This window comes from Pseudoalteromonas sp. DL2-H2.2 (genome assembly GCF_021532535.1).
Lineage (GTDB): Bacteria > Pseudomonadota > Gammaproteobacteria > Enterobacterales > Alteromonadaceae > Pseudoalteromonas > Pseudoalteromonas rubra_A.
In genome coordinates this window covers 508,339-534,390 of the sequence record NZ_JAKGBD010000001.1, presented here as the reverse complement: position 1 = coordinate 534,390, position 26,052 = coordinate 508,339, and the positions used below count along the sequence as shown (strand labels likewise).

Genomic DNA, 26,052 nt, shown 5'->3' with positions numbered 1-26,052 from the left:
GAGTATGAAAAACACGGCACGAGACTACGGCACCATTGCGAAATGGCTACACTGGGGCACCGCCCTGCTGTTTCTGGCCGCCTATGTCAGCGTCTATTACCGTCAGTGGTTTACTGAAGCTAAAACCCCACAAAACTGGACCGCGTTGCAGCTGCACTTGTCTTTTGGCGTGTCGATTGCCGTGATTGTTGCACTGCGGCTCATCTGGCGCTGGCTGAATACCCAACCCACAGCAGAACCCGGCACCCGCATCGAACATCTGGCTGCGCATCTTGGGCACTACGCCTTGTATGCAGTGATGATCATTGCCCCGCTAACGGGCTATATTGGTACGGGCGTAGATACCGAGTTCTTCTTTTTATTCGATATTCCTAAATTTGAAAGTACCGCACTATTCACAGCACTTGTCGAGCAAGGCATGGGCCTGTCATTTGCCGAATTTGAAAAGCCCATCGACTTTATTCATAAGGAGATTCTGGGCGCCTGGCTTGTCTGGATATTGATCCTCGGCCATATCGCAGCCGCGCTGTATCATCATTTGGTCAAACGCGATCGGACATTACTGAAAATGACCCACGGTGGTGAGCGTTAACCACCAATGATACCCGCCCGTTTTATGCCCTTTTCTTTGCATTAAAAAAGCAGCCGAGGCTGCTTTTTTTGTTGCTACCGTCTAGCGCGTGCAGCCGCTATCAACGCCAAGTAGCTTCCAGACCCCCCAGGAGCCCGACTCACTTGGCACATCGCCACGCGTCCACCAGCGCGCTTCATACTTAAAGCCCTGATAGGTCACTTGATCTGGTTTGTCATAAACCTTGCTCGCATCCCAGTTGCCTGGGCAGCCAGTATCGCCACCTGAGGTGACGGTTGCAGTGGCTTTAGCGCTGTAGTTCACCTGACTTTCTTCCAGGGTAAAGTTCACAGCAACACCGGCTGAGCCGCTGCGGCTGGCACCAAATTCTACGCCCACCTGACAGCTCTGATTTGCAGCCAGTGTGCTCGCGCTACACGTATCGACCGGTTTAACTAGGCCTGACGTAACGCCGCTGGAGGCCAAATTCAAGGTCTTAAAGCTAAATGACGTGTTACCTGAATTAGTGATAGTGAAAGTATGTGCTTTGGTTTCACCAACCTTGAAACCCGTCAGCGTATCGTTTTCTTTAAACGACACAGAAACCGGCTCAGCACCGCCTTTTACGCTGTCTATCCAGCTGCGCAGTGCTGCCACATCTGAGTAAACGCCATATTTTGCAGGGCGCGCACAGCCAACCCCCCAGCTAACGATCCCCAGCTGCACAACCTGGCCGCCAGAGTTTGCGACGATAGGGCCACCACTGTCGCCGCTGCAAGAGTCTTTCTGACCCTCCGGGTAGCCTGCGCAAAACGCCACGCTGCCCACATTCTGATACGAGCCGCCGGATTGACGACACACCTGATCAGAAACCAGCGGCACGTCGACCTCATACAGATTAGTCGGGCGGCTGCCGCCTTCGCTCAAGCGGCCAAGACCTGCAACAGAAATTAAATCGCCAACCCGCACATACTGCTCAACATTGCCCTGTGCCAGCGCAACGCTTGCACCCTGAGTTGGGGTACGAACCAGCTTAAGCAGGGCAATATCATGGTTTAGCGTGCTGCTGCTATATTGTGGGTGCACGTATTTCTCAGCCACCGCAATGCGGTCGCCATCATTACCACCAAGCACAAAGCCCGCCACCTTAACATTGAGGCCACTTGCCGATCTGCCACTCACACAGTGCGCCGCAGTCAGTACATAACCGTCACCCACGTAGCTGCCACCACAAAATGCCGTGGTGCCATTGGCACTTAAGATTTGCGTATAAAACGGCCAATCGGTCGTATTTGCCGGGTTACCACCGACAATTTCAGGCTCATAGTAATCGCTACCCGCATCGGCAGGCTGCGCCATCGCCGCACTACTCGCGCCCAGCGCAAGCAAAACAGACAACGCTGTCATAGAAAGTGTTTTTTTAACCTTTAACATGTGTATACCTTTATTTTTCCTTTATTGGGAACTTGAAAATATAAACACTTAATTTACATTTGTAAATATAAAACAATCAAAAAGTGCTCATTTTTTATCACTTCCCGATGCCTGAAGCGCAAATCGGCGGGTAGATTTAATATCAAACATACAATGACAAAAGGTGTTCAATTGAGCCTAATTACCCAACCAAAATCAATTCCCATGTGGCTTACAGATAGAATCAAAAAGCCTACACTGCCGTCATACCGGCCTTGAGCCGGTATCTTTCTTACAGGCCAGAAGGTGTTCAGTTGAGCCTGATTACCCAAGCAAACTCTACTTCCGTGAGGGTTTTTACTCGGATCCTTAAACCAAGATTGCTATTAACAGTGTGTAGGGCATTCGATAGAGGCAAAAGTGACTTGAAGCAGAAGTGGGCTTGTAATACATCAGGGGGGATCTTTGCTGCTCCCCCTGAAACAGCCTTGCACAGGCTACTGCTAAGCGACTTAGTATTTCTTGCTGATACCGATCAAAGCGTTGTTTGACTCACCATCGTGGCAGCGCGTATCGCGGCCATCACGATTCTCAATAACCAGATTATACACTGTGCCAGAGTTCTGGCCTGCTTCAATGGCTTTCAGAACCGGCCCCAAAAGATAAGTGTGTGTATCATAAATAATGACAGGTTCCATTTGAGCGCCGAAACGCTCACTGTTGTATCTGACTTCAAAATTACCGTAGTGAGACGCGACCTTAGTCACTACACCTGAACAGGTAAAAATAGTTGCCTGTGCCTCAAATGCGCTGCCCGCCATACATACGCCGATAGCGGCGCGTAACAATTGTGTTCTCATTATTCTTCCTTAAGTTGATTAGTGCCAAAACTGGCAACACACAAACTAACCGCAAACAGAGAATAAAAAGATATCAAAAGGTTAATTTTTTATTTCATTTAAAATAATAACTAAACACCGACAGATCAGTCCAATTCAGCCTCAATGTTCATAATACGGAAAAACAGTCGTACCCGCGCGCTCTGCCCACCTGGGGTGTTATGGCGTTTAATGCTGCCGCCGAGTCTGAACATGATCTGCCGACGCTGCGACCTTACGCTTTGCTGTCGATTAAATGGCTGTCAGTTGCTTTCAATACGTGTAGCGCCTGTTGCTGCAACACTTCCAGATTAGACTGAGTCATATAAGTTTCGATGGCCTGTTTGGACTGATTGGCATACATCGCGGAATAACCGTAGGTTTTACTATCTTGCCTGGACAAGTTTTCAGACTGTTCGACGTACTCATTAGTGTATTGCTGCATATCTATCTCAGCATTGGGGTCCAGTTGCCCCGCTTCCATGCGCACAGCCAGAGACACTCTGAAATGGCTTAACCCTGCCACGGCAGCCTCATCCATACCACCCGTTTCGCCCGACAGGCGAGTGATATCCGAGATTAAACTGCTAAAAGCCTGAGGCGACACGTCGCGGATATCAAACGTATCCACAGCTAGTAAGGCTTTGAAGTCGCCTTGCTCAGGCTGAGCGGTTAGGGTAGCTGCATCCGGCTCTTTTACCGTTAACGCTTGGTTGTTGATACGGTCGTCGGCACTGATCTGTCGACTATTGTGCGCTTTATTTTGTACCTTATTTTGTGAAAAAGCGGGAGGCTGTCCTGAGCCGTTTTCCAGTTTCATCTATATTCCTTATAAATCTGTTAAGACTCTTTACATGTAAGCGCCAAGCAGGAAAGCTTTAGAGCAGGCTAAAATTGGCGATAGAGGTATGCAGCCTGCTGTTTTATGTACTTTGTTTAACGGCTCTTCAATGGGTGCGCTATTTACCAGCTTTTCCAGCCTCCAAAATTGGGAGCCCAGCTTCTGTTGGTATATAGATACGTTCTCCATTACCATCTTGGAGCCCTTTTATCCAAACGTAACGCAGGTAAGCTTCATTACCTTTGAGCGATTCGCCAATAATTTTGTTCGCTTCAGCAGCTGCTTTTGCACGTTCAATATCAGCTTGTCCTTCAGCTTTGGCTTGGACGATTTTGGCCTCACCTTCCGCCTGAGCCAAAGTCACTCGCGCTTTAGCTTGCATTAAAGCCGCTTGCTCTCTCGCTTTTGCTTCTTCAATTAATATTTGTTTACTCCACTCAGCTTCTTTCAGAGCGGCAATACCATTCATTTCTAATTTATAAACTTTGTACTTTGGCCATGCCCAGAGCGCAAGAACAATTAGAATGACAAAAAATAATACAGTGGCAACAAGGCCACCAAGAGCAATTGAATTTCTATTTGGATGCACGATTTCTCCTAGTAATTATATCGCTTGAGTATTTATGCGAACTCAGTACGCATAATCACATATTGAATACGGCCGCAACATGCACGCCGTATTCGGCTGGTGTGGTTTATGCTGTGGGGGTTGCGTTTGATGAGTGACTTTTGCCTTGATACGTTTATGACTCATACCGCTGCAACGTGACTCATTTCTTGCATGAACAACGTTATTTGTGCCTATTATTAGACCGATTTTTTTCCTATTTGGCAAGGTACAGTGATTTCGGCACAACATCCGTTACTCTCTACTGACTGTGTCATTGGCAGAGCCGCCATCACTGTTATATTCACTTTTATGAGAGAGCACCGGATCGCATTCTTATATTCACTGCCCTACCGGTTTACTTCTGTGTGGTGTTTAGGCAGATCCCGGCTCGCAAGCGTCCGGGATGACGGTGTTGTTTGTCTGTTTTACTGCTAGTGAAAAGCTGAGGCGTGAATTTAAGCTGGCTTTGTACGTGCCCCACAGAATCAGCTACTCAGAAATTTGCGAGAACGTACTGTTTTAAACAACCCCCTCCGAACATCAGTTTCGTGAGGGTGTTTTTCAAAAATTCTTCTGTTGGGAAAATTCGAAATTCAGCGCTACATATAGAAGACCGCTCAAGAGGATTCGGTACTTGGAAAGATAAAAAGAAAGATAAGAAAATGGAAACCTCAGATTTCTTGGGGCTGATTAATCTAGAAGGTAGTTTTTTATGCTCTACAATTGATGATGGTATTTATAAAAAAGTCGAAATTAGTGTGGGTGTTTTTAATATTTTAGGCCAAATAATGAACCACTTGTTGGCAAGCTTTCAATGGGAGGTAATCCTCGAATTAAGCCTCACTATTAAGCATATACACGGACCGAGGAGGAATTATGAATCATTCTTTTTTACTATTTATTGCTTTGATATTATCCGCAAATATTTACGCTGCGGATCTATCCTCTATCAAGAAGGAACTAGAAACATTAAAGGAGCTCTGTGATGCAAGCTTACTAGATGCGGAAGAATGCAAAAAGCAGAGGGCTAAGATACTGCTGACTCTAGACAAAAAAGAGGAAGAAATATGGTTTTGTAACTACGGCGGGGAAAATAAATTAGGAGAACCTATTCTAGCCAAAGATGGGGTTAGTTTCTCTGAGTCTTCCTCTGTGAATACTATAGTAAGAGAAATACTCGATGAAGCAGGACTTGTTGGGAACTTTATTGTAAGGGCAGCAAGCGTGCCAAATGCAGCCGCAAGTGTACGAATGGGTGATCGTTATATTGAGTACAATCCTTCATTTGTACAGAATCTCAAGATAGGTACGAAAACCAATTGGTCTGTATATAGCGTACTTGCTCATGAAATAGGTCATCACCTACAGGGCCACACACTAAAACCTGGAGGTAGCCGACCAGATATTGAGCTTCAAGCTGATGAATACTCTGGGTTTATACTTGCCAAAATGGGGGCGTCGATAAAGGATGCCCAAAAAGCAATGAAAACGTTTGGGTCAGATTCTGCTTCCGGTACTCATCCTGCCACACAGCAGAGACTTGTAGCAATCAAGAAAGGCTGGGATAAAGGAAAAGAACCTGATGACTCCAAACCACAACCTATAGCCAAAGATCATGAAGCCGAGAATAAAAATGTACCACCTGTAACCGTACAAACGCCTATTCAGCAACCTCCAGCCATGCCAGTGTCTTCCTACCTGTATAAATGTGTTGTGAATGGTGAACAGGTACTTATAGATAACACCAATAGAGTCCTATCCGTTCCCAGAGGGGGAACACAGGTTGGGCAAAGAGTCCCTCCAAACCATCCAAATTGTGCATTCAATTTAGCAGCACCTCCTACCGGCGTATATTGTGTCGGGCATAATGGCATGGTCTATTTTGGTACACCTATGCCTGTTGGGCAATGTATACAGTGTGGGCCAGGGCAGTGCTAAAAGAGACTATAACTAAATTTGTGTAAGCTATGCTCTATAATGAAGTGCCCCACTACAGTTTAAGTTAGCTATTCTGGAGGTGAAAAAATGACGCACCCTTTCCCTTCAGCGGGTGAATACACCGAAATTCTGGTAGTCGTGGACAATGAATATCAATCGGGAGTGATTAGACAGACTATACAGGTAAGCGAAAGCGAGTAGCCACTCACAAACAGCATGAGGTTGGAGGATTAACTTCATGCTGTTCTAATACGGCTAAAATCAAGATTGAAAAAGCACATCGCCAAGCGCTAACGCACCTATTTTCGGTTAGTGTAAATGTTTGGCGTGATAGACGGGAAACCCTATGAATAAGGCAATTAAAGAGCAATTCGATGCATACCCTGAACATGTTAAGTCGCGCTTACTGGCGCTGAGGGAGCTGATCTTTACGGTTGCTGCTGAGCTGGCCCTGGGTGAAGTCGAAGAGTCTCTAAAGTGGGGAGAGCCTAGCTACAGCGTTAAAACAGGCACCCCACTGAGAATAGACTGGAAAACAAAATTTCCAGAGCGTTACTGCCTTTTCTTTCACTGCCAAACTAAGCTGGCCGATACATTCCGTGAGCTGTACGGTGACGCAATTGAACTACAAGGCAACCGGGCAATTATGTTGCCGTTGTCCAAGCCATTGCCAGACGCAATGATCAGGCACTGCATAACGCTGGCTTTAACTTATCAGCAGCGCAAACACCTGCCGCTTCTTGGCGCTTAAATAACCCGCTATAAGCTGATTGACTTTACCTGTGGACAGCCCTGATCATAATCAAAAGATATAAACAATTCACAATGACGGATTGAGAAACAAGCAAATGTAATGCTAAAGTAAAAAAATCGTTTTCAGGGAATGGATATGTGTCGTCCGCCATGAGGTTATCTAAATTACTACTCTCTTTTTCAGTGATGTTTTTATTAGGTTGTAATAGCAATCACAACAAAAACACAGCGGCCTCTTTTTCAGCACAACCCAAAATTTATGAGGGCGTTGATTTTATCGGCTCCGGCAAGCTCAAGAGTACCCGATGCGCAGGTTACACCATATACGACGGTCGTGATCAGGGAATTAAAAAAGCCACAGCTGACGCAATTGCAGCCGCCGTATCAGCGATTAAAGTGAAAGTACAAAGCAACTACAAGTCTGCTTCTGTGTGCACCAGCAATAAGCAAGACACCCTGTGTAATACTGAAACTCACATACTCGAGCAAATTGCTGCGAACAACTTTTTGCAAGAAATAGAACAGAAGATCTACGACCAACCAAACCATGTTGTCTGTGTATCAATGACTGCGACAGGGGGCGTTGTAGAGCAGACACTGGTCGAATTAAAACAAGAAGTCGCCAAGTCGAACAGTGCCAAGACCACGCAGCCCCTCTTGAAGCCTGCTAAAACCACTACCGCTTCTCACACCAAAGAGCCGGTAACAAAACCAGCTCCTGGTAAAAACCTGTTAGTTAACGGCGACTTTTCAACGCACTACAGCAATGGCTGGCAGCTGATAGAAGGACGAGCGAAAGGCATTAAGAAAATAAAAGCGAGCCCTGCTGGGCTTGTAATTAGCTATCGGGGAAAGCGCAAGCGTGATACTCAATGGGCAATCATGCAGACCATTGCGGTGTCACCGGCCAATCAATATACATTTAACAGCAAATTACAGCTAAACGATAAGTTATCCAGCCCATTTTCTTCTATCCACCTAAACATGCTGAGCCAGAATAATGAGCTTATTTTTAGCCAAATCTGGACATCAGATAAGTATTACCGGGTCAATCATCCGCATAATATCAAGCTGCTACAGCCCGCTCAGCCGGTCAACATATCTCAGGATCTCAAAGCGCTTTGGCAAACATACTTGCCTGCCAGTCAAATTCAAAAGATAACCCATATCCAGGTTATTTATGACGTCAGCCCGCCTGCTGAGGAAAGTTGCAACGGCTGCCAGATGACGATTCAACATTCAGAAATTCAAAGACTATAAAAAGGAAAGTCGCAATGCGAACACTCTTACCCCTGCTATTACTGGCATCCGGCGGATTAAGTGCCGCTGAGGTTAAATTAAACTGGGAACACAAACAAAACATTTATACCGGAGGGGCTTCATACGAACACCGTTGCCATAGTGAAGGAATTGAAAGTGGCAATTTTGCACGTAATGAATGCTCCTCAGGTACCGTGAAGTTCATAAAGTCCCGGGTCGTCAGAGACAGGTTAGAATTTGATATCGTTGCCCACAACAACAATAAAGATAAGTACTACCAGTGCCTTTACATTACATCGGACGACAGCTATGCCTATATGGATGACGACCTGGGTGACGAGTACAAAGGTGTCAGGGTCAAGTTCAAATCTGGCCAGGACAATAAGCTTGCCCCGAATCAAAGAAAAAAAGTCACACTCTCTATCCCCAAGCCAAGTGACGATGCAACCCTGGTTAACCTGCACTTTGGGTTCAAATTTCACTACACCAGATCAATTCACAAATGCAGTAAGCCCACTGGCAATTTTGGGATCAACTTTAACAAATTAAACTGGGACATAATTGAAGTCATGGGCACCTAGTGGTCATTGGATTTAGCTATCAAATACCTGCAGCTGCTCGAAACCTTGCATAACGCACAATTGCACTGCCAGCCCAAATAAAAGTGCATGCGTTTTCTTGTAGCTGCCTAAAGCCAAGTATTCAAGCCAGCTTCCGGATACCAAAGCGCCGATATCCTGATGAGAAGTGGCGAAAGTTTAGCACCCTAACAGTTGTAGGCTATGCTCAATAGTGTTTGATTCTTAAAAGGATAGATTATGAAACAAATGCTTAAGCTCTTGCTGTCCATTGTGATTGTGGTCATTACCTTTATCGCATCAGCAACGCTGGCTGGCATACTGGCCGAGTATGCAGGTTGGTGGAAAAAGCCGGTAATGGGCGGCGTAGCAGCCGCTTGTGTGGTGCTTTCAGGTTATTTGAGCGCCCCCAACTATAAATTGTATTGTGCAGCAGCCTGGTTGGTGATTGGGGCAGTCGTGGCCGGGGTGATGTCTGAGGTATTTATGTATGGAGAAGATGCAAATACGCAGGTGCCTTTGTATATCACCTACGCCAGCGGTTTCGCCACTTTGGCAATTTGCTGGGCCTGGGAGCGCAAACAATTTGCGCTAGGCCAATACCAATAACACGGATTGATAACCTAAGCCCTTGCGTTTACGGGCTTTAAATTTCAGGCAGTAACGCGGCGCGCCTGCTTTTGAAGTAACCATTCAGCGCTGATAAAAATGCACAAACTCAAAGGGCTGACCTTTCTTTAAACTCTGCCTGAGCGCCGCAAACCGTGTTCAAACTTTCATATTTAACATGGCTGTCCAAACAACTCTATACCCATGTAATGTGCCGTAATCCCTTGTAACTATGTGTAATAGATAAACCTCAGACCCTCAAATATGCTCTTAAAGCAAAGCTTAAAGGAGCATATAAAATGAACAGTGAGATAGATATTGCTATTGTAGGTGGTGGTGTATCGGGCGTTTATAGTGCCTGGCGTTTAAAAAAAACGCATGAAAACACAAAGAAAATAGAACTGTTTGAGTACAGCAACCGAATAGGTGGCCGACTATACAGTCGCACATTACCGGGTTTACCGAACGTTGTTGCAGAGCTTGGCGGGATGCGCTTTATCCCAGAGGATCACATTATGGTGAGCACTTTGGTAGATGAGCTGAAGCTAGAAACCAAAGATTTCCCAATGGGCTCTAAATTGCCGTTATACCCTTCTGACAAAACAAGCTCTGTTGAGGCTGGCAGCGAAAACAATTTATTTTACCTGCGCGGACAGTACTTCAGATACCGTGATTTTGCCGAATGTCCAGACAAAATTCCCTATAACTTAGAAGAAACAGAGCGTGGCTATGGCCCGGAAGACCTGCAAGTTAAAGTCATGAACTTAATTTGCCCGGGCTTTGCTGATATGTCTTTATCTGAGCAGATGAAAGTAAAAGTGTTTGGTAAAGAGATATGGAAATTCGGCTTTTGGAACCTGCTTGAGCACGTGCTGAGCAACGAAGCCTACCTGTTTATGAAAGAAGCGGGTGGGTACGATGCTAACGTGGCCAATGCAAGCGCGGTCACACAGCTGCCTGCAACAGAGTACAGCGATGATACGGTGTTTAAAACCCTGAAAGACGGCTTTCAGGCATTGCCACTTAAGTTATGCGAAGAGTTTGAAGCAGCCAACGGCTGCGTTCATATGCTTAAACGTTTGGTTAAGATAGAAATTCATAAAGGGTGTAAATATCGCTACGAGCTTATTTTTCAACCCATGATGGAAACTGACAGTGGTCAGGTGGTCGATTCAAGTGAGTCAACTCAACGTGTCAAAGCAAAACAGCTCATCCTTGCAATGCCAAGACGCTCCCTTGAACTGATCGAGTCAGAGTTTTTTGAAAACCCCTGGTTAAAAGAAAATATCCCGTCGGTCTTGATCCAAAAAGCGATCAAGATGTTTATGGCATACGAGCAACCCTGGTGGCGCAGCCTGGGATTGGTGGCAGGTCGCTCAGTAACCGATTTACCTATTCGCCAGACTTACTATATGGGCACCGAATGTAACCAACAAGAATGCGTTGAGTTTGAGGTGAATGAGCAAGGCCAACAGGTATGCAAAACACTTAAAACCTATGGCGAGCCAAACACCAATTCTTTGTTAATGGCGTCGTACAACGATATTGGCACTATCCCCTACTGGAAAGGGCTAGAGAAGGGCGAGCATTACCCGGGTTTTGTACCCGCTTACGGCTGTGAAGGTTTTGGCAGTAACGAAATTGTGCCTAAAAATCAGTATCAAATCACCACCAGTATGGTTGAGGCGGCGCATCGTCAAATTCAGGCTTTACATAATCAAAAAGCCTTGCCTATGCCTTACTCCGCGATTTACCAGGAATGGGGCGACGACCCTTATGGCGGTGGCTGGCACGAATGGAAAGCCAATTACCGGCTTGACGAGATCATGTGCAAAATGCGCCACCCTGTTGAAGAGGAAGATATTTATATTGTCGGTGAAGCTTACTCCTATGAGCAGGGTTGGGTTGAAGGTGCGCTTAATACAGCGGAATCGACCTTGGCGCAGTTTTTTGGTCTGCCTACACCGCATTGGTTAACCAAAGACAGGGCACAATATCTTGAGTGGTTAAAAACTCACCACAACTACCTCCCCGTGGATTGTACTAACGGATGTGGCCCAAGTTCCGTTCAAAATGAACAACCCAATGCTAACTCAAAAACGCTCGATGAGGTCACGGAATTTGCTTACAGGGGGATCAACCATGAGTACCAATAATTACACCGTTGCATACCACCTGCTTCGTCGCCTAAAACAGTTTGGGCTCGAAAAGGTATTTCAAGTGCCGGGAGACTATGTTCAAGAGTTCATGACCACGTTAGATAACTTTGATGGCATTGACGCAGTTGGGGACGTGACTGAGCTGGGAGCTGGGTATGCGGCGGAAGGATATGCCAGATACAAAGGCATTGGCGCGGTGTCTGTGCAATATGGTGTGGGCACATTTAGTGTGTTAAACGCCATTGCGGGTGCCTATGTAGAGCGCAATCCTGTTGTGGTCATCTCGGCGAGCCCTTCGGCCGATAACCGTGTGGACATTGAAGAAACCGGGGTACTGTTTCATCACGCAACCGGGGATTACAGCGCCGATAAAAAGGTCTTTGAAAACGTAACGGTTGCCAGCGAGATATTGGCTGACGCGCAATCAGCCCCCGCTATTATCGATAATGCCCTGCAATTGGCAATGAGTGAAAAAAGACCCATTTACTTAGAAGCGTGGCAAAACGTATGGGGAGCGGAATGCCCTAAGCCTGAAGGTGATTTAGTTATTCCACCTCTGGGTGCTAATCCAGCTATGATGACGTCACTGTTAGACAAAGTAATAAGCCGACTCAAAGCCGCAAATAGCCCAGTTGTGCTGCTGGGTATTGAGCTTGCGAGGCTCGGTTTGCAGGAGCAGGTCGTTACGCTTTTAAGCACACTCAACATCCCCTACACCACAACGACGCTGGCAAAATCGGTCATTAGTGAAACCCAAGGCGTTGGCCAAGAGCTCTTTGTGGGCACATACGCTGGCGAAGCGTCCTGGCAGGATACGTTTGATTTTGTGAGTGGTTGCGATTGTATTTTGGCACTGGGGGCGATTTTCACTGATGACTATCTCACCATGTTAAAAAAACAAGGCAATGACCTGGTCAGGGTCAATATGAATGTCGCTCGGGTGGGCAAAAGTGAGCAATTTAGCGGCATCAATCTGGCACAGTTTATTGATGAATTGACCCGTTATATAGGCTGTCACGAGCTGAAACTCAATAGCCAGATGCCAACCATTCGCAATCTTTACTTCACCGAGGATGTCGATAACAAGGATGCAAATAGCGAGGCAGAAATAACCTACGACAAATTTTTCCGCGCGTACCAAATGCAGTTACAAACCTGTGAAACGGTTCGCAATTATAACCTGGTATTAGGCGAAAGTTCGTCCTTGTATATGGCAGCCCGTTTAACGGGCTTAGAAAAAAATCGCTTTGTGAGTGATGCGGCCTGGGGCTCTTTGGGCCATGAAACAGGTTGCTCGTTGGGCACCGGCCTTGCCGATGATGCACGTAGTGTGGTGGTTGCCGGTGATGGGGGCTTTATGATGATGTGCCAATCCCTCTCTTCCATTAAACATTATAACCTCAATACCGTGGTGTTTGTGATGAACAATCAGGTATATGCCATAGAGCAATCGTTTGTCGATATCTGCGCCTTTACCTCTGCGGCAGATTTTGCGCCATTCGATAAACTTCATCATTGGAACTATGATTCATTGGCAAGCGCATATCGCGTTAATTACTTAAAGGTCGAAAAAGTCAGCGACCTGCACGAAGTTTTTTCAGCCATTAAGCAAAACCCAACATTACCTTATCTAGTTGAAGTAAAAATAGCTGAAAAAGATCTAGCCCCGGCAATAAAAGATTTAGCAGAAGCAATCACGGGTACTACGGTGAGCGGCTGTACATGCCAAAAGACTATGTAAACAAGGACATGATTATGACTGAACAATGTAATAAACCCATTCCAGAGTGCCAACTGGAAGAAGCGCAAAAACGCATCGCACATTACTGGCAAGCAACGCAAAACTACATCGATGCGCTTAACAAAAAGCACAAGTTTGAAGCCGACCAGCTGCTGACTTTGCTGCCTGGCGGCGATACAAGTATGGAGCGCTTTAACAACTATCAAATGAAAGCCTTGATCTTCAACACGCGCTTGCAGTTTTCTCCATCGGTCATTGTTATGTGTAAGAGCACCGATGATGTTATGCATGCCTACAAAGAAGCCATCGAGCATAACTTACCCATTCGCGTACGCTCGGGCGGTCACGATCACGAAGGTGAGTGTACGGGAACCGATGTGGTCTTGCTCGATTTAAGCGGGCTAAAAAACTTTTCGATTGAAGAAGACGAGGATGGTTATATCGCTCATATCGGTTCCGGTTATCGTTTTTACCAGCTTGTTCCTAAGCTTGCTAAACCAGATAAGGAAGATATTCCGCCTTTGACCATTCCCCATGGTACCTGCGCAACGGTTGGTTTAGCCGGTTACATTCAGGGCGGTGGCTGGGGACCGTGGACGAGAGCACATGGCATGTGTTGCGAATCGCTTGTGGGAGCCACGGTCATTTTGCAAGATGGCTCTATAGTGAATGTGTCGGAAACTAAGCACAGCGACATACTCTGGGCGCTGCGTGGTGGTGGTGCATTAAGCTATGGCATAGTCACTGAATTTCGGGTGAAAGCGTTTGAGCTACCCGAAGAGATCCATCGTTTTGAAATTCACTGGAACAACCCGACAGGTGACTCTACAGACCTTAAAACATGGGAGTTGTTGACGCAATGGGAAAATGCCATTAATGACCCAAGTACGGAACAATTGGTTGGCACTAATCTTAAAATTAACGCCATACCAGATAAATCAGTGGCCTGTGAAAAGGACTTAGAACACCCTAGCACCATGTATGGTTACTGGCAGGGCACTGAAAGTGAGTTGATTGCGTTTGGTAAAAAGTACTTTCCAACATCAAAAATAGTGGTAACAGGTAAAGATACCAAAGACAGCTACAGTGCGGCATTGATGTCTGACTGGTCACGAAATACGTTGGCCAACCTGGCGACGGCCGGGGTTAAACAAGGCTTAGTTGCCAATGCCAATGGCACGCCGTTTACCCCTGATTTTGATGCGCCAGCGCCGCATAAAATCACGTCAAAAGTGGTACGCGAAAGCGGCCTGACTGAGCAAGGAAAGAGGCAGCTATTGCGCTCGTTAACCTCGTCTTTGCTGTTTGATGAAAATGCGCCATTGGGTTTATTTAGTTATGTGACCTTAGGCGCAATTGCAGGCCAATTCTACGCCGATGAATCGAGTGTTGGTGCCTTACGTCGAGTTGCATTCCCGTATTCTAAAGCACAGTACACCATTCAATATCAAACTTGGTGGAATACCGAGCTGAAGTACGACGGGCAAGACGACAGCAAAATGCTGGGCCAGGAGAATCCGGTATATCGCTTTGTAAACAGAGCGCTTGACTGGATTGAAGTCAGCCGCGATACCTCTATTGAAGGTGCCTATGGCGCATTTATCAGCTTCAAAGATGCCTCCATTCCAACCAAAACTTACTTTCAGGAAAGTTATGAGGAATTGATCAGAATAAAAGAAAAGTACTCCGGCTTTGAAGTGCCGCTGCCTTGTAGCGGTGGCAAGGGGGTTTACATTAACTTCAATCGCTTGAGAACGCGCAAAACGATTATTTAAAAACCCTGTTAGTTGAACTGTCAGAGTAGCTGGCTAAATAGCCGCGAGCCTGACAGTTCTTTTGACTATCAACCCGCAAAACCATCACATGCACCAGTTAGTAGTCAAGGTGCTGCTCTGGCATAGAAGCGAACTTGACCGGATGTTCAGCCCTTAATGCATTGCGAGCATTGTTATACCAATAACGAAAATTACTTCTCTAAGTGCTTACATTTACTGGCTTTAATCGAATACAGCATAGGTACCTGCTGACCCTGGTACAACTTTTGATACCCCAGCTCAGGCACAAACTCCAGCCCATCAAAGCAATCGTATGGGCTATAAGGATGTTCAGCAAAGAGCTCAATGTTCAGGCCAGCCGTTATCAACGCACTGATCACATCACTGACCGAGTGAGTCCAGGTCATTGTGGTGTTTTTAGTGCCATCGCAGTTTTCTGTATAGGTGCCCTCTTCCTCAATATCTGGCGCACCATGAGGGAGGTAGGCATAACCTGCCAGCAAGTCGTTAACAGGGTGAAACTCAACCAGATGGAACACACCACCAGGCTTGAGCGCGCCCGCCACCGTGTTTGCCCACGCGGTTAAATCAGGCAGCCAACACAATACACCGTATGAGGAAAACACAATATCAAACTGGCGAGTATTAACTTGGCCAAACTGAAGCACATCGCTTTCGATAAACTCAGCTTTAAGACCCAGCGCGTCTTTAAGTATATTCGCCTGCGCAATCGCACTTGCGGATAGGTCCACCCCTGTCACATCTGCTCCCAGTCGGGCCCAGGACAAAGTATCCTGGCCAAAGTGACATTGCAGGTGCAGCAGAGACTTGCCCTCAACATCACCCACCTGTGCCAGCTCAACCGGGTTCAACGAACATTGCCCGGCTTTAAACCCGGCAACATCATAAAACTCAGACGTCACGTGTACCTGAGTTCTTTTATCCCAGGCTTGTTTATTGATGCTTAAATAGTCCATTGTTCCCCCAGTTTTAATCATTGATTGTTTATCGTAAAGGCAGCAGCGCAATGACAAAGCGTGGGAGCATAGCAGACTGACTTCCTTTAAAAATAGTGGCATATCATGCCCAGCCCGGACACAACAATACGCGCTGTATCCCGGCTGGTCGCTACAGCAAATTACACGGCAACCTGTGTAACAGGGTATCTGTTATTCTGCGTTTTCTCTGAGCGCTTCAGACGCGGTTTGTGTATCATCGCCGGCGCGTGGCCTTTTGTGATGCGTTCTGACAATGGCCATCTGCGTATCGTCCAAAATAAGCTCCGCAATCGCCATTGGTACGCCGCAATGAGCTAAGAGTTTGAAATTTGGATCTTGTAAAAGGGTCAGGTAATAGCGTGGGCTAAAGCTAATATTGCCACGCTTACCCCGGGCCGTTACTTTATTGATGCGATCAACCACACCACTGAGGATCACAGACGCTTGCTTGCAGGCATGGGTATATTCAATGTCGTCGATAGCCCCGCGCATATAGAGGCTCTCAATTTCATCAATTTCAGTATCCACCTCTTTAATCAGTTGAGTAATTGACAACCCCAGCGGATGGGAAACTTCATAGGTGATCTTGTAGCTCTCGGGGCGATTAAGCACCACACTGTTATCTAGCTTTACACCGGCTTGCTTTTCAACACGCAACTGCTGCAACAGGTCCAACTGGGTGCGGGCAATCAGCAAATTGACGTCGTAATGCCAGGAGCGGATCTTGTCATACGCCACCCTACATTCTTTGGCCTTTCGAAAAATGGCAGCCAATCGCTCAAATGCGTTAAGTATCCGCACCTTATTTTTAACCAGGTAACTGTGCAGTGAGTCACTCTTGTACTCCACCTCAGATATGAGGGTTTTCATTTTGTTAGCATGGCGAGTCGACACAATGTGTGTGTCGTTAATTTGAGTTCCTTGATTATCATCAGACATATTAATCTCCTTAGTGAACTGCCGGAATGTCCGCAGATCTTTATTTTACAGTCTAAGCAGTTTGCACAACAGCAAAATACAGCCTTTGGCACTGTGTATTTTTATTATAATTAGTCACTTGCACAATGAAACCCGACGGCATGCGACGGACTGTTCAAGTCCTCCCGCTGTCCTCGGGGAATACTGAACGCTTAACAATCGAGTGCTCGAATTTACTCCCTGTTGCGCTGCAAATTGCAGGCTTCTGTGCAGCGGAACGGGCCGGCAGGCTTATGCCGACAACAACAAGCAGAGTCACTTAAGTAGCGCAAAAAACAGAACATCGGATCTTATTCAGGGGTTTAGTGGTTAACTCACTCAGCGTAGCATCTCAGCCGTCCCTTTATAATCGCTATGTCAGCTTTTGGTTAGTCGACACCATGCCCGCTCATTTTAATCATCGTGGTGACTTTCTGTGTGCCTCGCCTACTATCGGCAAATTTGCTGTGACCCGATTTTGGTATGAAGATGGGTGCAACACCCAAACACCAGCATCAGATATTTTGCATATAGTAACTGCGCCTCCATAAAATTCAGACGCCACATGTACCTGTGTTCTTTATATCCCAGGCTGATTTATTTATGCTTAAATAACCCATGATATCAACTAATTGTAAGTTTCTTAATGACTGTTCAGTAACATAGCGCAGACGTATGAGCAGTGCAAATCTTTGTGAAAAGTCACGACCTGAGAAAAGGAACCAATTTAGTAGTTCAATAAACGCCGCACACAGTATCTGACTTATACATTTATTGCTCCTGACAGCTTTGGTAGCTGAATTGAGTCGGATAAGCTAATTCAGACGCTGTTCCATTTGAGGCGGCAGAGTTAGTCCGTCACAGGAACGAACGCAAAAAACGCATCATTGCTAGCATCGACTATTATGGTGTAAAACGAATTAACGATTTCACTTCGCTAATATCAGGGACAGTGAGTCCAGTCATACAGGAATAAGAGGCAAATATTGCTATGGTCACTTCAAACATTAAAACTCCTGGCGTTTATATTGATGACGTAAATGCTTTTCCTAACTCTGTTGTGCCGGTAGCAACCGCGGTGCCGGCATTTGTAGGGTACACACCAGCTGCCGAGTACCAAGGCAAATCGTATTTAAACAAGGCGCAAAAAATTACGTCTTTTGCTGAGTTTCAGGCCATCTATATGAAGGGGAACCCGCCACCACCTGCGGATCCAAGCGTACAATATCACCCTGAATACTATTTGATAGAGTCTGAGCAACAGCCCGATACCGGCGACTATCTGACCATTGCTGGGCGCTATTACTCTGTCGTGCCAGACCCAGGTAGCATTTACTATTTATACAATAGCGTACGCTGGTTCTATGAAAACGGCGGCGGGGATGCCTATATTGTGTCTGTCGGCACCCATGATAACAGCACAGGAAAACCGGGGGCTGTCGGGACACAGGGTGTTAACCCAAACGTAAAACTGGCTGAACTTCAGGCAGGTATATCATTACTTAAAAACGAACAAGCACCCACCATGTATATTTGCCCGGAGGCAACCTTGCTGTCTGTGGGCGACAATGGCACGCTGATGCAAAGTATGTTGCTGCAAGCGGAGGAAATGCAAACCGCCATCTGCCTGTTCGACATCATAGGCGGCAAAGCACCAGACCCCATCACTTACAAACAAGATATTGAAGTATTCAGAAACAATACGGGCGCAAACGGCCTTAAATTCGGTGCGGCATATTACCCTTTTGTTGGCACCGCCCTGATGCAAACTGATGAAATTAACTATACCAACCTGTGTGGTGGCGACCTTTTACAATTACAGGCATTACTCAGTCCGGCTTCGGCACCGAACGCTGCGGCAGAACAAATCATCGCCAAAATAATTCAAAATGATGGGTCTATGGCCACATCGCAGTACCATGCGGCGCTACTCAGTGCCTCTCAAACCTATTCGCAAATTATCTCGCATGCTCTGCAAGACGCCAATGTACTGCCACCCAGTGGCGGCATGGCCGGTGTTTATACGGTGAATGATAACCAAGTGGGTGTCTGGAATGCACCGGCGAATACAGGTATTGTGGGTGCAACGTCTTTGCCTATTCGACTGAGTGATACTCAGCAGGAGAATTTAAACGTTGACGCCATCACGGGAAAATCTGTCAATGCTATTCGCTTTTTCAACGGCCTGGGTATTCTTGTTTGGGGAGCGCGCACCCTGGATGGCAACTCACAGGACTGGCGCTACATTTCTGTGCGCCGCACTATGACCTTCCTTGAGCAGACCTGCAAACAAGCTATTCGTGCCTATGCACTTGAGCCAAACGATGCTAACACCTGGGGTGCAATAAAAAGCGAAATCAGCAGCTTTCTGACCAACGTCTGGAAAGAAGGAGGATTGCAAGGCTCAAAACCCGCAGACGCATTTCGGGTCGATTGCGGTTTGGGCACAACCATGACCAGCCACCATTTGCTCAATGACTTTCTTAAAGTAACGGTTAAAGTAGCCGTTGTTCGCCCGGCAGAGTTTATTGTGCTTGAATTTGAGCAGGAAATGGGTAAATCGGGTTAATGGCCGTTACTTTGGCTACTTCGCTAAGCACACAGGTTTGAAGGAAGTTAATCAAGCCAACCTAGGCTTGGCTTGCACTAGAATGATTGTGCAACTTTAGAGCGGGGCTGCCAACTGGCAACCCCCTTTACAAAGCCCATGCTCTAGGCTTTATTGTGATAGAAACGGCCCGTTTCATAGGGTGTTATCATAGACAAGCCGTTCAGCTGATCCTTTTTAACAGCCAGATGTGATAACGCGTCACCATCTAAGTCCACAGTTTTACCTATCTGGCCCCCCTTCAGTCCAAGCTGCTTGCCCAGCTGCTCCATTTCTTTTTGCATCTTTGGCAAAATCTCTGTTCTTAGCTGTTTTGCCGCCTGAGCATACCGCTCTCTTTCTTCATCGGACGTGGCGTTTTGAGCAATTTGCTCAAACTCAGCGATCCCCTCTTTGGCGCCTTTAACATCACCAACCCGGAAGTTGTAACCAAAATAAATATCCATCACATTACGTGGTAGTTGCATAGCGTCAGTTCCTTGCTATTAATAAACCCTATGAAAAACGTAGCAAATATCACACCAACTAATTAAAACGCTTAGGGTTTTTATGCGGTATCTGAACGATTAATTGCAAGGTGTGTTCAAATCGAGCTCACCTTACAACAACAGAGCTAGCTGTGTAATATTTAGGATAGGTACATATCGATCAAGTTTAGTAAATATCGCTGTAGAATCGAACTATTGCACTAGCAAAAGCGTCCACCGAGACGCGCTATAAAAACTTTCCCGTATCGACACTGACACACAATAAGCCGTTCGACTTTTTAAAGATTGTCCACCAATCACAAACAGAAAACATACCATAACCGGACTAAATTTAGGACACATTCCTCAGCCCCTGTGCACAATTGAGCCACATTGTGCACATTTCTAAAAATGAGCATAAATCATTAAATTTTAAGGACTTCATAATGGCCAAGGGCAAATTTTAAACAGCCTTTCTGCCTTATTTCAGGTGAAATGTGCAAATAATGTGAAAGTTGCGGTTTGGCCTTTGTGGTTATTGCAATTTTGGGCTACCTTCCTCAGACAGGCTTAAAATAGCAAACCTTTCGAAAGGGAGGGACGCAAAGCTTCCGGTCTAAGGTGCGTACTAAGATAGCGGGGTTGCTGAATGCCAATGAGTATAAATGAAGAGTAGTGTGCATACTGTTGTTTTGTATGCGCATTGCGAAGCATATTGGTATTCACGCCAATGGCATGAGCTGTCATACCTCCCTCTTTTGATCTCTCCTCATACCTGAACTTGCTCTTGCTATTGCAGCCTGTTAGCTCTGGTCAACGCCTAACCCGCGAAGAGCAGCAGGGAATTAACATGTCAAATGGCAATGTTTCGGGGAACTTTCATGAGACAACGTAAATACAACACCAGGCAGCACCGGTTTTTAAAAACCAGTCTCTGCTTACTGGCTTTGGGGCACTCCATACACGGCTTGGCTGCGCAATGCGAGTTCAAAGTGAAGAACGAATGGCAAAGCGGTTATACCGCAGAAGTCACCGTGCATAACAACACCGATGTCGCTATTGATGGCTGGTCAGTCGGATTAGAGTTTAATCAGGGTGAGTCCATCAATAACGCATGGCGCGCTCAACTGGGTGGTAGCAACCCCTATCAATTTGAGAACCTCAGCTGGAATCGCAAGATTAATCCAAATTCATCCAAGACTTTTGGCTTCAACGTGCAAAAAGCGGCCGGGCAAAGCGCAGTTACGCCGAGCTTATCCGGCATTTGTGAAAGCAGCGGGCAGGATGACAATAACGAAGTCAGTGTTGCCATTACCGCGTCTGACACTCAGGCCACGGCACCTGCCACCATCCAATTCAGTAGCGAGCTTGCCAATTCGGCCTCAGACACAGTGAGCTACCTGTGGGACTTTGGCAACGGCCACAACTCAGATGAAATGAACCCACAGCATACCTTTGAGCAGCCGGGTGATTACCAGGTGTCATTAACCGTCAACGACGGTACCAATGACTACCAGGCAGCACCAATCTCGCTCTCGATTGAACAAGCGCAGCCAGAGTCAGCACAATGTATCTTTGAAGTGGAACAGGAGTGGATCTCAGGCTTTCGCGGCAAGGTCACCATCACTAACACCGAAAGCGTGGCTATTTCAGGCTGGAAAGTCCTGATGGAATTTGCCGATAACACTAAACTGACCGGCGTTTGGCATGGCAATCACAGTGGCAATAACCCCTATGAGATTGTGAATGAGAACTACAACGGCACCATTAATCCGGGCCAGAGCTTAAACTTTGGCTTTAATGCCCAAAAGGCACAGGAAAATGACGCGCCTACTACGCCTTCGCTAGGCGGCTTATGCTCGACAGATGGCAATATTAACCATGCACCAACGGCCGTTGCGTCTGCCTCAGTGACCTCGGGCCAGCGCCCTTTAACAGTGAACTTTGATGGCAGTGGCTCCTCCGACCCTGATGGCGATACCCTGACCTACAGCTGGGATTTTGGTAACGGCAATACATCCAGCGAGCCAAACCCTGCTTATGTTTTCGATCAAACCGGTACATTTACGGTCAAATTAACGGTCAATGACGGGGTTAATACCACAGTCAGCCAGCCTATCAGCATTCAGGTCGCCGAGCCGGATGTAGCGCCAATTACCGGGCCGTTTGAGTTAAATCCGCAAAGCTCCAGAGTGTATTTTGTCTCAACCAAGAAACAGCACGTGGTTGAAGCACACACCTTCGAAAACCTCAGCGGCAGTATTGCTGAGCAAGGGGCAGCAAGGCTCACCCTGGATCTGGCCAGTGTTAATACGGGTAATGACACCCGGGATGGCAGAATGAAGGAGCACTTATTCGATACCAGCTTGTTCCCCCACGCCGAAGTACTGCTCGCCGTTGATTATGCAGCTCTGACAGCCTTACCCATTGGCAGTACTGAAAAGCAGACAGTGACCGCCACGCTCAACCTCAAAGGCGTGATAGCCGAAGTAACAACAGACGTAGCAGTTCGCCGCCTGACCCACACTAAGGTGATGGTGCAAAGCCTTGCCCCCGTAATGCTGGACTCGACAGATTTTGGTTTAGAGCCAGGTATAGAAACACTGAGAACATTGGCGAATTTATCTGTGATCAGTTACGCGGTTCCCGTGAGCTTTAACTTAGTTTTTGAAGCTCAACAATAGGAGGGAAAGAAAATGATATTCAATAATTTACCACGATTCTCTACCTTGACTCGTAGCAAATCTGCAGCACCTGCCATGGCAAAATTTGCCGCCTGCATCAGTTTAATCGCAAGCGCGCAATTTGCTCAGGCAGCGCAGTGTTCATTCAACATTCCGGATAACTGGAACAACGGCTTTAAAACCGAGATAGTCATTGAAAATGATTCAGATCAGAGCTTTAACACCTGGTCCCTCGAACTCACCTGGAACCCGGGCATCTCCCTGCAAAATGGCTGGAATGGCAATTTCGACTGTAACGACACGGGCTGTACCATCACCTCGCAGGGCCATACCGTTCACGCCAACCAATCTTACGGTCTCGGCTTTGTTGCCAATAAAAATGGCCTGAGTGAAGATGTTGCCATTACCCTCAATGGCGATGTGTGTAGCAACTCTGGCCCGACTACGCCCCCGGATGCGGTCACAGAAACGGGCTTGTGGGCACTGGATAGCGCAGAGTCTTCACTTAGTTACGTGTCGGTCAAAAAAGACCATGTGGCAGAGCTGAACCAGTTTGCGTCGCAGAATAACGCTGCTCCTGCGCTATCGGGCAGTATTGATGCCGACGGGCGCGTAATTCTGGCAGTTGATTTAAATAGTGTGTCTACCGGTGTGGAGATCAGAAACAGCCGGGTTATGGATTTGCTGTTTGAAACAGAATTACTGCCAACGGCGTACTTCAGCACTCAGATTGACCCCGCAGTTTTGAGCACGCTGGAAGTGGGCAACCCGACGGTTCAAACCGTTACCGGCGAGATGAGCCTGCATGGCGTTAACCATGAACTCAGCCTGGATGTCTTGGTCGTGAAGCTGGCGACGGGCCATGTTAATGTCAGTACACTTACGCCGATGATCATCGACAGTAAAACCTTCGATATGGACTATGGTATTGAGGCACTGCGAGTGGTCGCTAACCTGAGTGGCATTGGCGAGACCGTACCGGTTTACTTTAACCTGACCTTTTTATCAGCCGAGCAAGACGGTTTTGAGCCGGTTGATATGGCGGCCAAACCCGCTGCACCTTCAGAGCTCAGCGCCAGTGTGCTATCGGCCGAAGCGCAGGCGCAATTAAGCTGGTACGACAACAGCAATAACGAAACCAACTATCTGGTGCGTTTAAAATCGCTTGATGGCCGCTGGCACACCACCGCAACGCTTGCCTCTAACGCCAGTTATTACGAGTCGGGTTTACCGGAATCCGGCGAGTTTGATTACAAGGTAATTGCGCTGAACAACTCAGTGCCCTCCCAGCCGAGTAATATTGCGCGCGTCACAGTCACGCAAACCGACCCCATTGCCCGTGGCATGGAACTGTACAAAACCAACTGTGCAGGTTGTCATGGCTCTGAGGGTGGCGGTCTGGGTTCCTTCCCTGCGCTTAATACAGAACGCGATGTACAGGCCATGATTGATGTGATCACCGCGACTATGCCTTATGGCGCGCCGGGTGCTTGTGATGAGCAGTGTGCTACGGATATCGCGGATTACCTGCAAACCCTGTGGCCTGCGCCATTAACCTGTGATGTGGGTGTTGCGCCTGTGGCATACGGTGCAAGACAGTTAAAAATACTGACCCAAACCGAATATCAAAACACAGTAGAAGACTTACTGGGAGTTGATTTTGAAGTGTCAGACGGCCTGTCGCCGGATTCTCAGGTGGGCTTTTTCATCAATAATACCCATGCCGCGGTGCAGCCTTCTAACTACAGCAACTACCTGCTGGTTGCCGAAGAAATCGCACAATGGGTGGCTGATAATGGCTATTCGCCTGCTTTAAGTTGTGCAGCCATTAACGAAGACTGTGCCAACCGTTTGATTGATGAGTTAGCGCCGCAGATATTCCGCCGTCCGCTAACGCAGGATGAAGCGGACAGTTATCGACTGATCGCAACCGGATTTTTCAACAATAACGACTTTGCAGCGGGCATGCAGTTAGCGCTGGAAGGCTTGCTGTCTTCGCCGCAATTTATTTATCGTCATGAATTGGGCGAAGCGAACCCGGATAACTCAGAGCTGGATTACGACGCCTTTGAGCTAACCTCATGGGAAATGGCTACCTTCCTGTCTTATACCTTTACCGGTTCATCGCCAGATCAGCTTCTGTGGCAGGCCGCTGAGCGTGACGAGCTGCGCGATGAAGCCCATATCATTGCCCATGCGAACCGCCTGGCCGAGCAAGCCAAACCGGTGCTGGGTGACTTTGTAGGCAGCTGGCTGGGCACGGGCAGTTTAGAGGTCGCCAGTAAAGATCAGGACCACTATCCGGGCTTTGCCAATCTGGTACCCGCCATGAAAGCGGAGATCAACGAAACCTTCTCCTACATCATGACTCAGCCGGACGAAAAATTTGGCTCGCTGTATACCGCCAACTTCACGTTCGTCAACCAGTTACTGGCCAACCACTACAACATTCCTGGCGTATCGGGTGATGACATGCAAAAAGTTGAGACCACACAGCGCGGTGGCATCTTGGCCAATGGTGCGTTTATGTCGCGCTGGGCAGAAGTAGACGAGTCGCACCCTATCTTACGCTCGGTCAGAGTACGCCGCCGTATGCTGTGCCAGGAGCAGCCCGATCCGCCAGCCGGTACCTTTGAAGCCAGAGAGCAAAGGCTTGCCGAGCTGTCTGACTTGTTGCAAGACCCGACGACCACTAACCGACTTAAGTACCACAGCTTGACCGAAGGTCAGCCTTGTTCCAGCTGCCACGAAAAGTACATCAACCCGATGGGCTTTGGTATGGAAGACTTTGATGCGGTGGGCAACATCCGCAATCAAGACAACAACGGTAATGTGATCAATGCATCGGGCACCCTCTACGCCCCTGAGAAATACGCTCAGGTCAGTGACTTTGTGCCATTCAACGGCACTAAACAGTTAGGTGCTGTGATAGCCGACCTGTCTTCTGCTCAAAGCTGCTTACCACAGCAAATGTTCCGCTACGTAATGGGTGTGGGTCATGACTCAATCGACCCGACGAGTGAAGAAGACAAGCGTCTGTCTCAGACAGAGCAGGTCGGTTATATGTGTGAAATCGACACACTGACCAACACCATGATGCAGGAAAGCCCGAGAGCCATGCTGGAGAAATTTGGTTCACTCAAGTCGGTGCGTTATCGCAAAGCCTGGTCCAGAAGCGAGTAATGCGGGTCACAACATTAAGAGGTTAGTAA

At 47.3% G+C, this 26,052-nt stretch carries 19 protein-coding genes and 1 riboswitch; of the genes, 12 read left to right on the top strand and 7 right to left on the bottom strand.

Going from position 1 to position 26,052, the window contains the following annotated elements; translation table 11 throughout:
* The first annotated feature begins 4 nt into the window (after nt 1-4).
* Entirely contained in the window at nt 5-592 is a 588-nt protein-coding gene (locus tag L1285_RS02150; protein ID WP_235410887.1) for a cytochrome b, read from the top strand.
* An 81-nt stretch (nt 593-673) separates the two neighbouring features.
* Here L1285_RS02150 and L1285_RS02145 read toward each other — a convergent pair whose 3' ends face one another.
* The 4 genes from L1285_RS02145 to L1285_RS02130 all read right to left on the bottom strand — a co-directional run bounded on the left by L1285_RS02145 (nt 674) and on the right by L1285_RS02130 (nt 4,292).
* Complete coding sequence (locus L1285_RS02145; protein WP_235410802.1) at nt 674-2,005, bottom strand: trypsin-like serine protease; 1,332 nt, start codon at nt 2,003-2,005, stop codon at nt 674-676.
* Nucleotides 2,006-2,496: 491 nt separating this feature from the next.
* Nucleotides 2,497-2,844, bottom strand: coding sequence for a hypothetical protein (locus L1285_RS02140; RefSeq protein ID WP_235410801.1), 348 nt, complete (start codon nt 2,842-2,844; stop codon nt 2,497-2,499).
* A 253-nt stretch (nt 2,845-3,097) separates the two neighbouring features.
* Nucleotides 3,098-3,682 carry a hypothetical protein gene (locus tag L1285_RS02135; RefSeq protein ID WP_235410800.1) on the bottom strand — a complete coding sequence of 195 codons (585 nt, stop codon included), beginning with the start codon at nt 3,680-3,682 and terminating at the stop codon, nt 3,098-3,100.
* Between the two features lie 139 nt (nt 3,683-3,821).
* On the bottom strand, nt 3,822-4,292 hold the full coding sequence (locus tag L1285_RS02130) for a hypothetical protein (RefSeq protein WP_125780767.1): 471 nt from the start codon (nt 4,290-4,292) through the stop codon (nt 3,822-3,824).
* Nucleotides 4,293-5,189: 897 nt separating this feature from the next.
* Between L1285_RS02130 and L1285_RS02125 the strand changes: the two genes are divergently transcribed.
* The 8 genes from L1285_RS02125 to L1285_RS02090 all read left to right on the top strand — a co-directional run bounded on the left by L1285_RS02125 (nt 5,190) and on the right by L1285_RS02090 (nt 15,126).
* Nucleotides 5,190-6,251: a hypothetical protein gene (locus L1285_RS02125; RefSeq protein ID WP_235410799.1), complete on the top strand. Its 1,062-nt coding sequence runs from the start codon at nt 5,190-5,192 to the stop codon at nt 6,249-6,251.
* 346 nt (nt 6,252-6,597) lie between these two features.
* On the top strand, nt 6,598-7,002 hold the full coding sequence (locus tag L1285_RS02120; RefSeq protein ID WP_235410798.1) for a DUF1801 domain-containing protein: 405 nt from the start codon (nt 6,598-6,600) through the stop codon (nt 7,000-7,002).
* A gap of 152 nt (nt 7,003-7,154) precedes the next feature.
* Entirely contained in the window at nt 7,155-8,264 is a 1,110-nt protein-coding gene (locus L1285_RS02115; RefSeq protein ID WP_235410797.1) for a hypothetical protein, read from the top strand.
* Nucleotides 8,265-8,278: 14 nt separating this feature from the next.
* Nucleotides 8,279-8,845 carry a hypothetical protein gene (locus L1285_RS02110; protein ID WP_235410796.1) on the top strand — a complete coding sequence of 189 codons (567 nt, stop codon included), beginning with the start codon at nt 8,279-8,281 and terminating at the stop codon, nt 8,843-8,845.
* 237 nt (nt 8,846-9,082) lie between these two features.
* Nucleotides 9,083-9,451: a hypothetical protein gene (locus tag L1285_RS02105; protein WP_235410795.1), complete on the top strand. Its 369-nt coding sequence runs from the start codon at nt 9,083-9,085 to the stop codon at nt 9,449-9,451.
* Nucleotides 9,452-9,750: 299 nt separating this feature from the next.
* On the top strand, nt 9,751-11,607 hold the full coding sequence (locus L1285_RS02100) for a flavin monoamine oxidase family protein (RefSeq protein WP_235410794.1): 1,857 nt from the start codon (nt 9,751-9,753) through the stop codon (nt 11,605-11,607).
* Nucleotides 11,594-13,351, top strand: a complete 1,758-nt coding sequence (locus L1285_RS02095; RefSeq protein ID WP_235410793.1) for an alpha-keto acid decarboxylase family protein — start codon at nt 11,594-11,596, stop codon at nt 13,349-13,351. The genes L1285_RS02100 and L1285_RS02095 overlap by 14 nt, the downstream gene beginning before the upstream one ends.
* A gap of 14 nt (nt 13,352-13,365) precedes the next feature.
* Complete coding sequence (locus tag L1285_RS02090) at nt 13,366-15,126, top strand: FAD-binding oxidoreductase (RefSeq protein WP_235410792.1); 1,761 nt, start codon at nt 13,366-13,368, stop codon at nt 15,124-15,126.
* Between the two features lie 191 nt (nt 15,127-15,317).
* On the opposite strand, the gene L1285_RS02085 is transcribed toward L1285_RS02090, so the two are convergent.
* Together L1285_RS02085 and L1285_RS02080 are read right to left on the bottom strand one after the other, a co-directional pair.
* The gene (locus tag L1285_RS02085; RefSeq protein WP_235410791.1) at nt 15,318-16,103 is read right to left on the bottom strand and encodes a class I SAM-dependent methyltransferase; all 786 of its coding nucleotides are present in this window, start codon (nt 16,101-16,103) and stop codon (nt 15,318-15,320) included.
* A gap of 192 nt (nt 16,104-16,295) precedes the next feature.
* Nucleotides 16,296-17,063 carry a hypothetical protein gene (locus L1285_RS02080; RefSeq protein WP_235410790.1) on the bottom strand — a complete coding sequence of 256 codons (768 nt, stop codon included), beginning with the start codon at nt 17,061-17,063 and terminating at the stop codon, nt 16,296-16,298.
* 1,009 nt (nt 17,064-18,072) lie between these two features.
* Here L1285_RS02080 and L1285_RS02075 point away from each other — a divergent pair.
* The gene (locus L1285_RS02075; RefSeq protein WP_235410789.1) at nt 18,073-19,650 is read left to right on the top strand and encodes a phage tail sheath family protein; all 1,578 of its coding nucleotides are present in this window, start codon (nt 18,073-18,075) and stop codon (nt 19,648-19,650) included.
* A gap of 143 nt (nt 19,651-19,793) precedes the next feature.
* On the opposite strand, the gene L1285_RS02070 is transcribed toward L1285_RS02075, so the two are convergent.
* Nucleotides 19,794-20,156, bottom strand: coding sequence for a hypothetical protein (locus L1285_RS02070; RefSeq protein WP_235410788.1), 363 nt, complete (start codon nt 20,154-20,156; stop codon nt 19,794-19,796).
* Between the two features lie 567 nt (nt 20,157-20,723).
* A riboswitch (cyclic di-GMP riboswitch) is annotated at nt 20,724-20,806 on the top strand.
* A 231-nt stretch (nt 20,807-21,037) separates the two neighbouring features.
* Between L1285_RS02070 and L1285_RS02065 the strand changes: the two genes are divergently transcribed.
* Together L1285_RS02065 and L1285_RS02060 are read left to right on the top strand one after the other, a co-directional pair.
* Nucleotides 21,038-22,840: a cellulose binding domain-containing protein gene (locus L1285_RS02065; protein ID WP_235410787.1), complete on the top strand. Its 1,803-nt coding sequence runs from the start codon at nt 21,038-21,040 to the stop codon at nt 22,838-22,840.
* Nucleotides 22,841-22,852: 12 nt separating this feature from the next.
* The gene (locus tag L1285_RS02060; protein WP_235410786.1) at nt 22,853-26,023 is read left to right on the top strand and encodes a DUF1592 domain-containing protein; all 3,171 of its coding nucleotides are present in this window, start codon (nt 22,853-22,855) and stop codon (nt 26,021-26,023) included.
* Nucleotides 26,024-26,052: the final 29 nt, after the last annotated feature.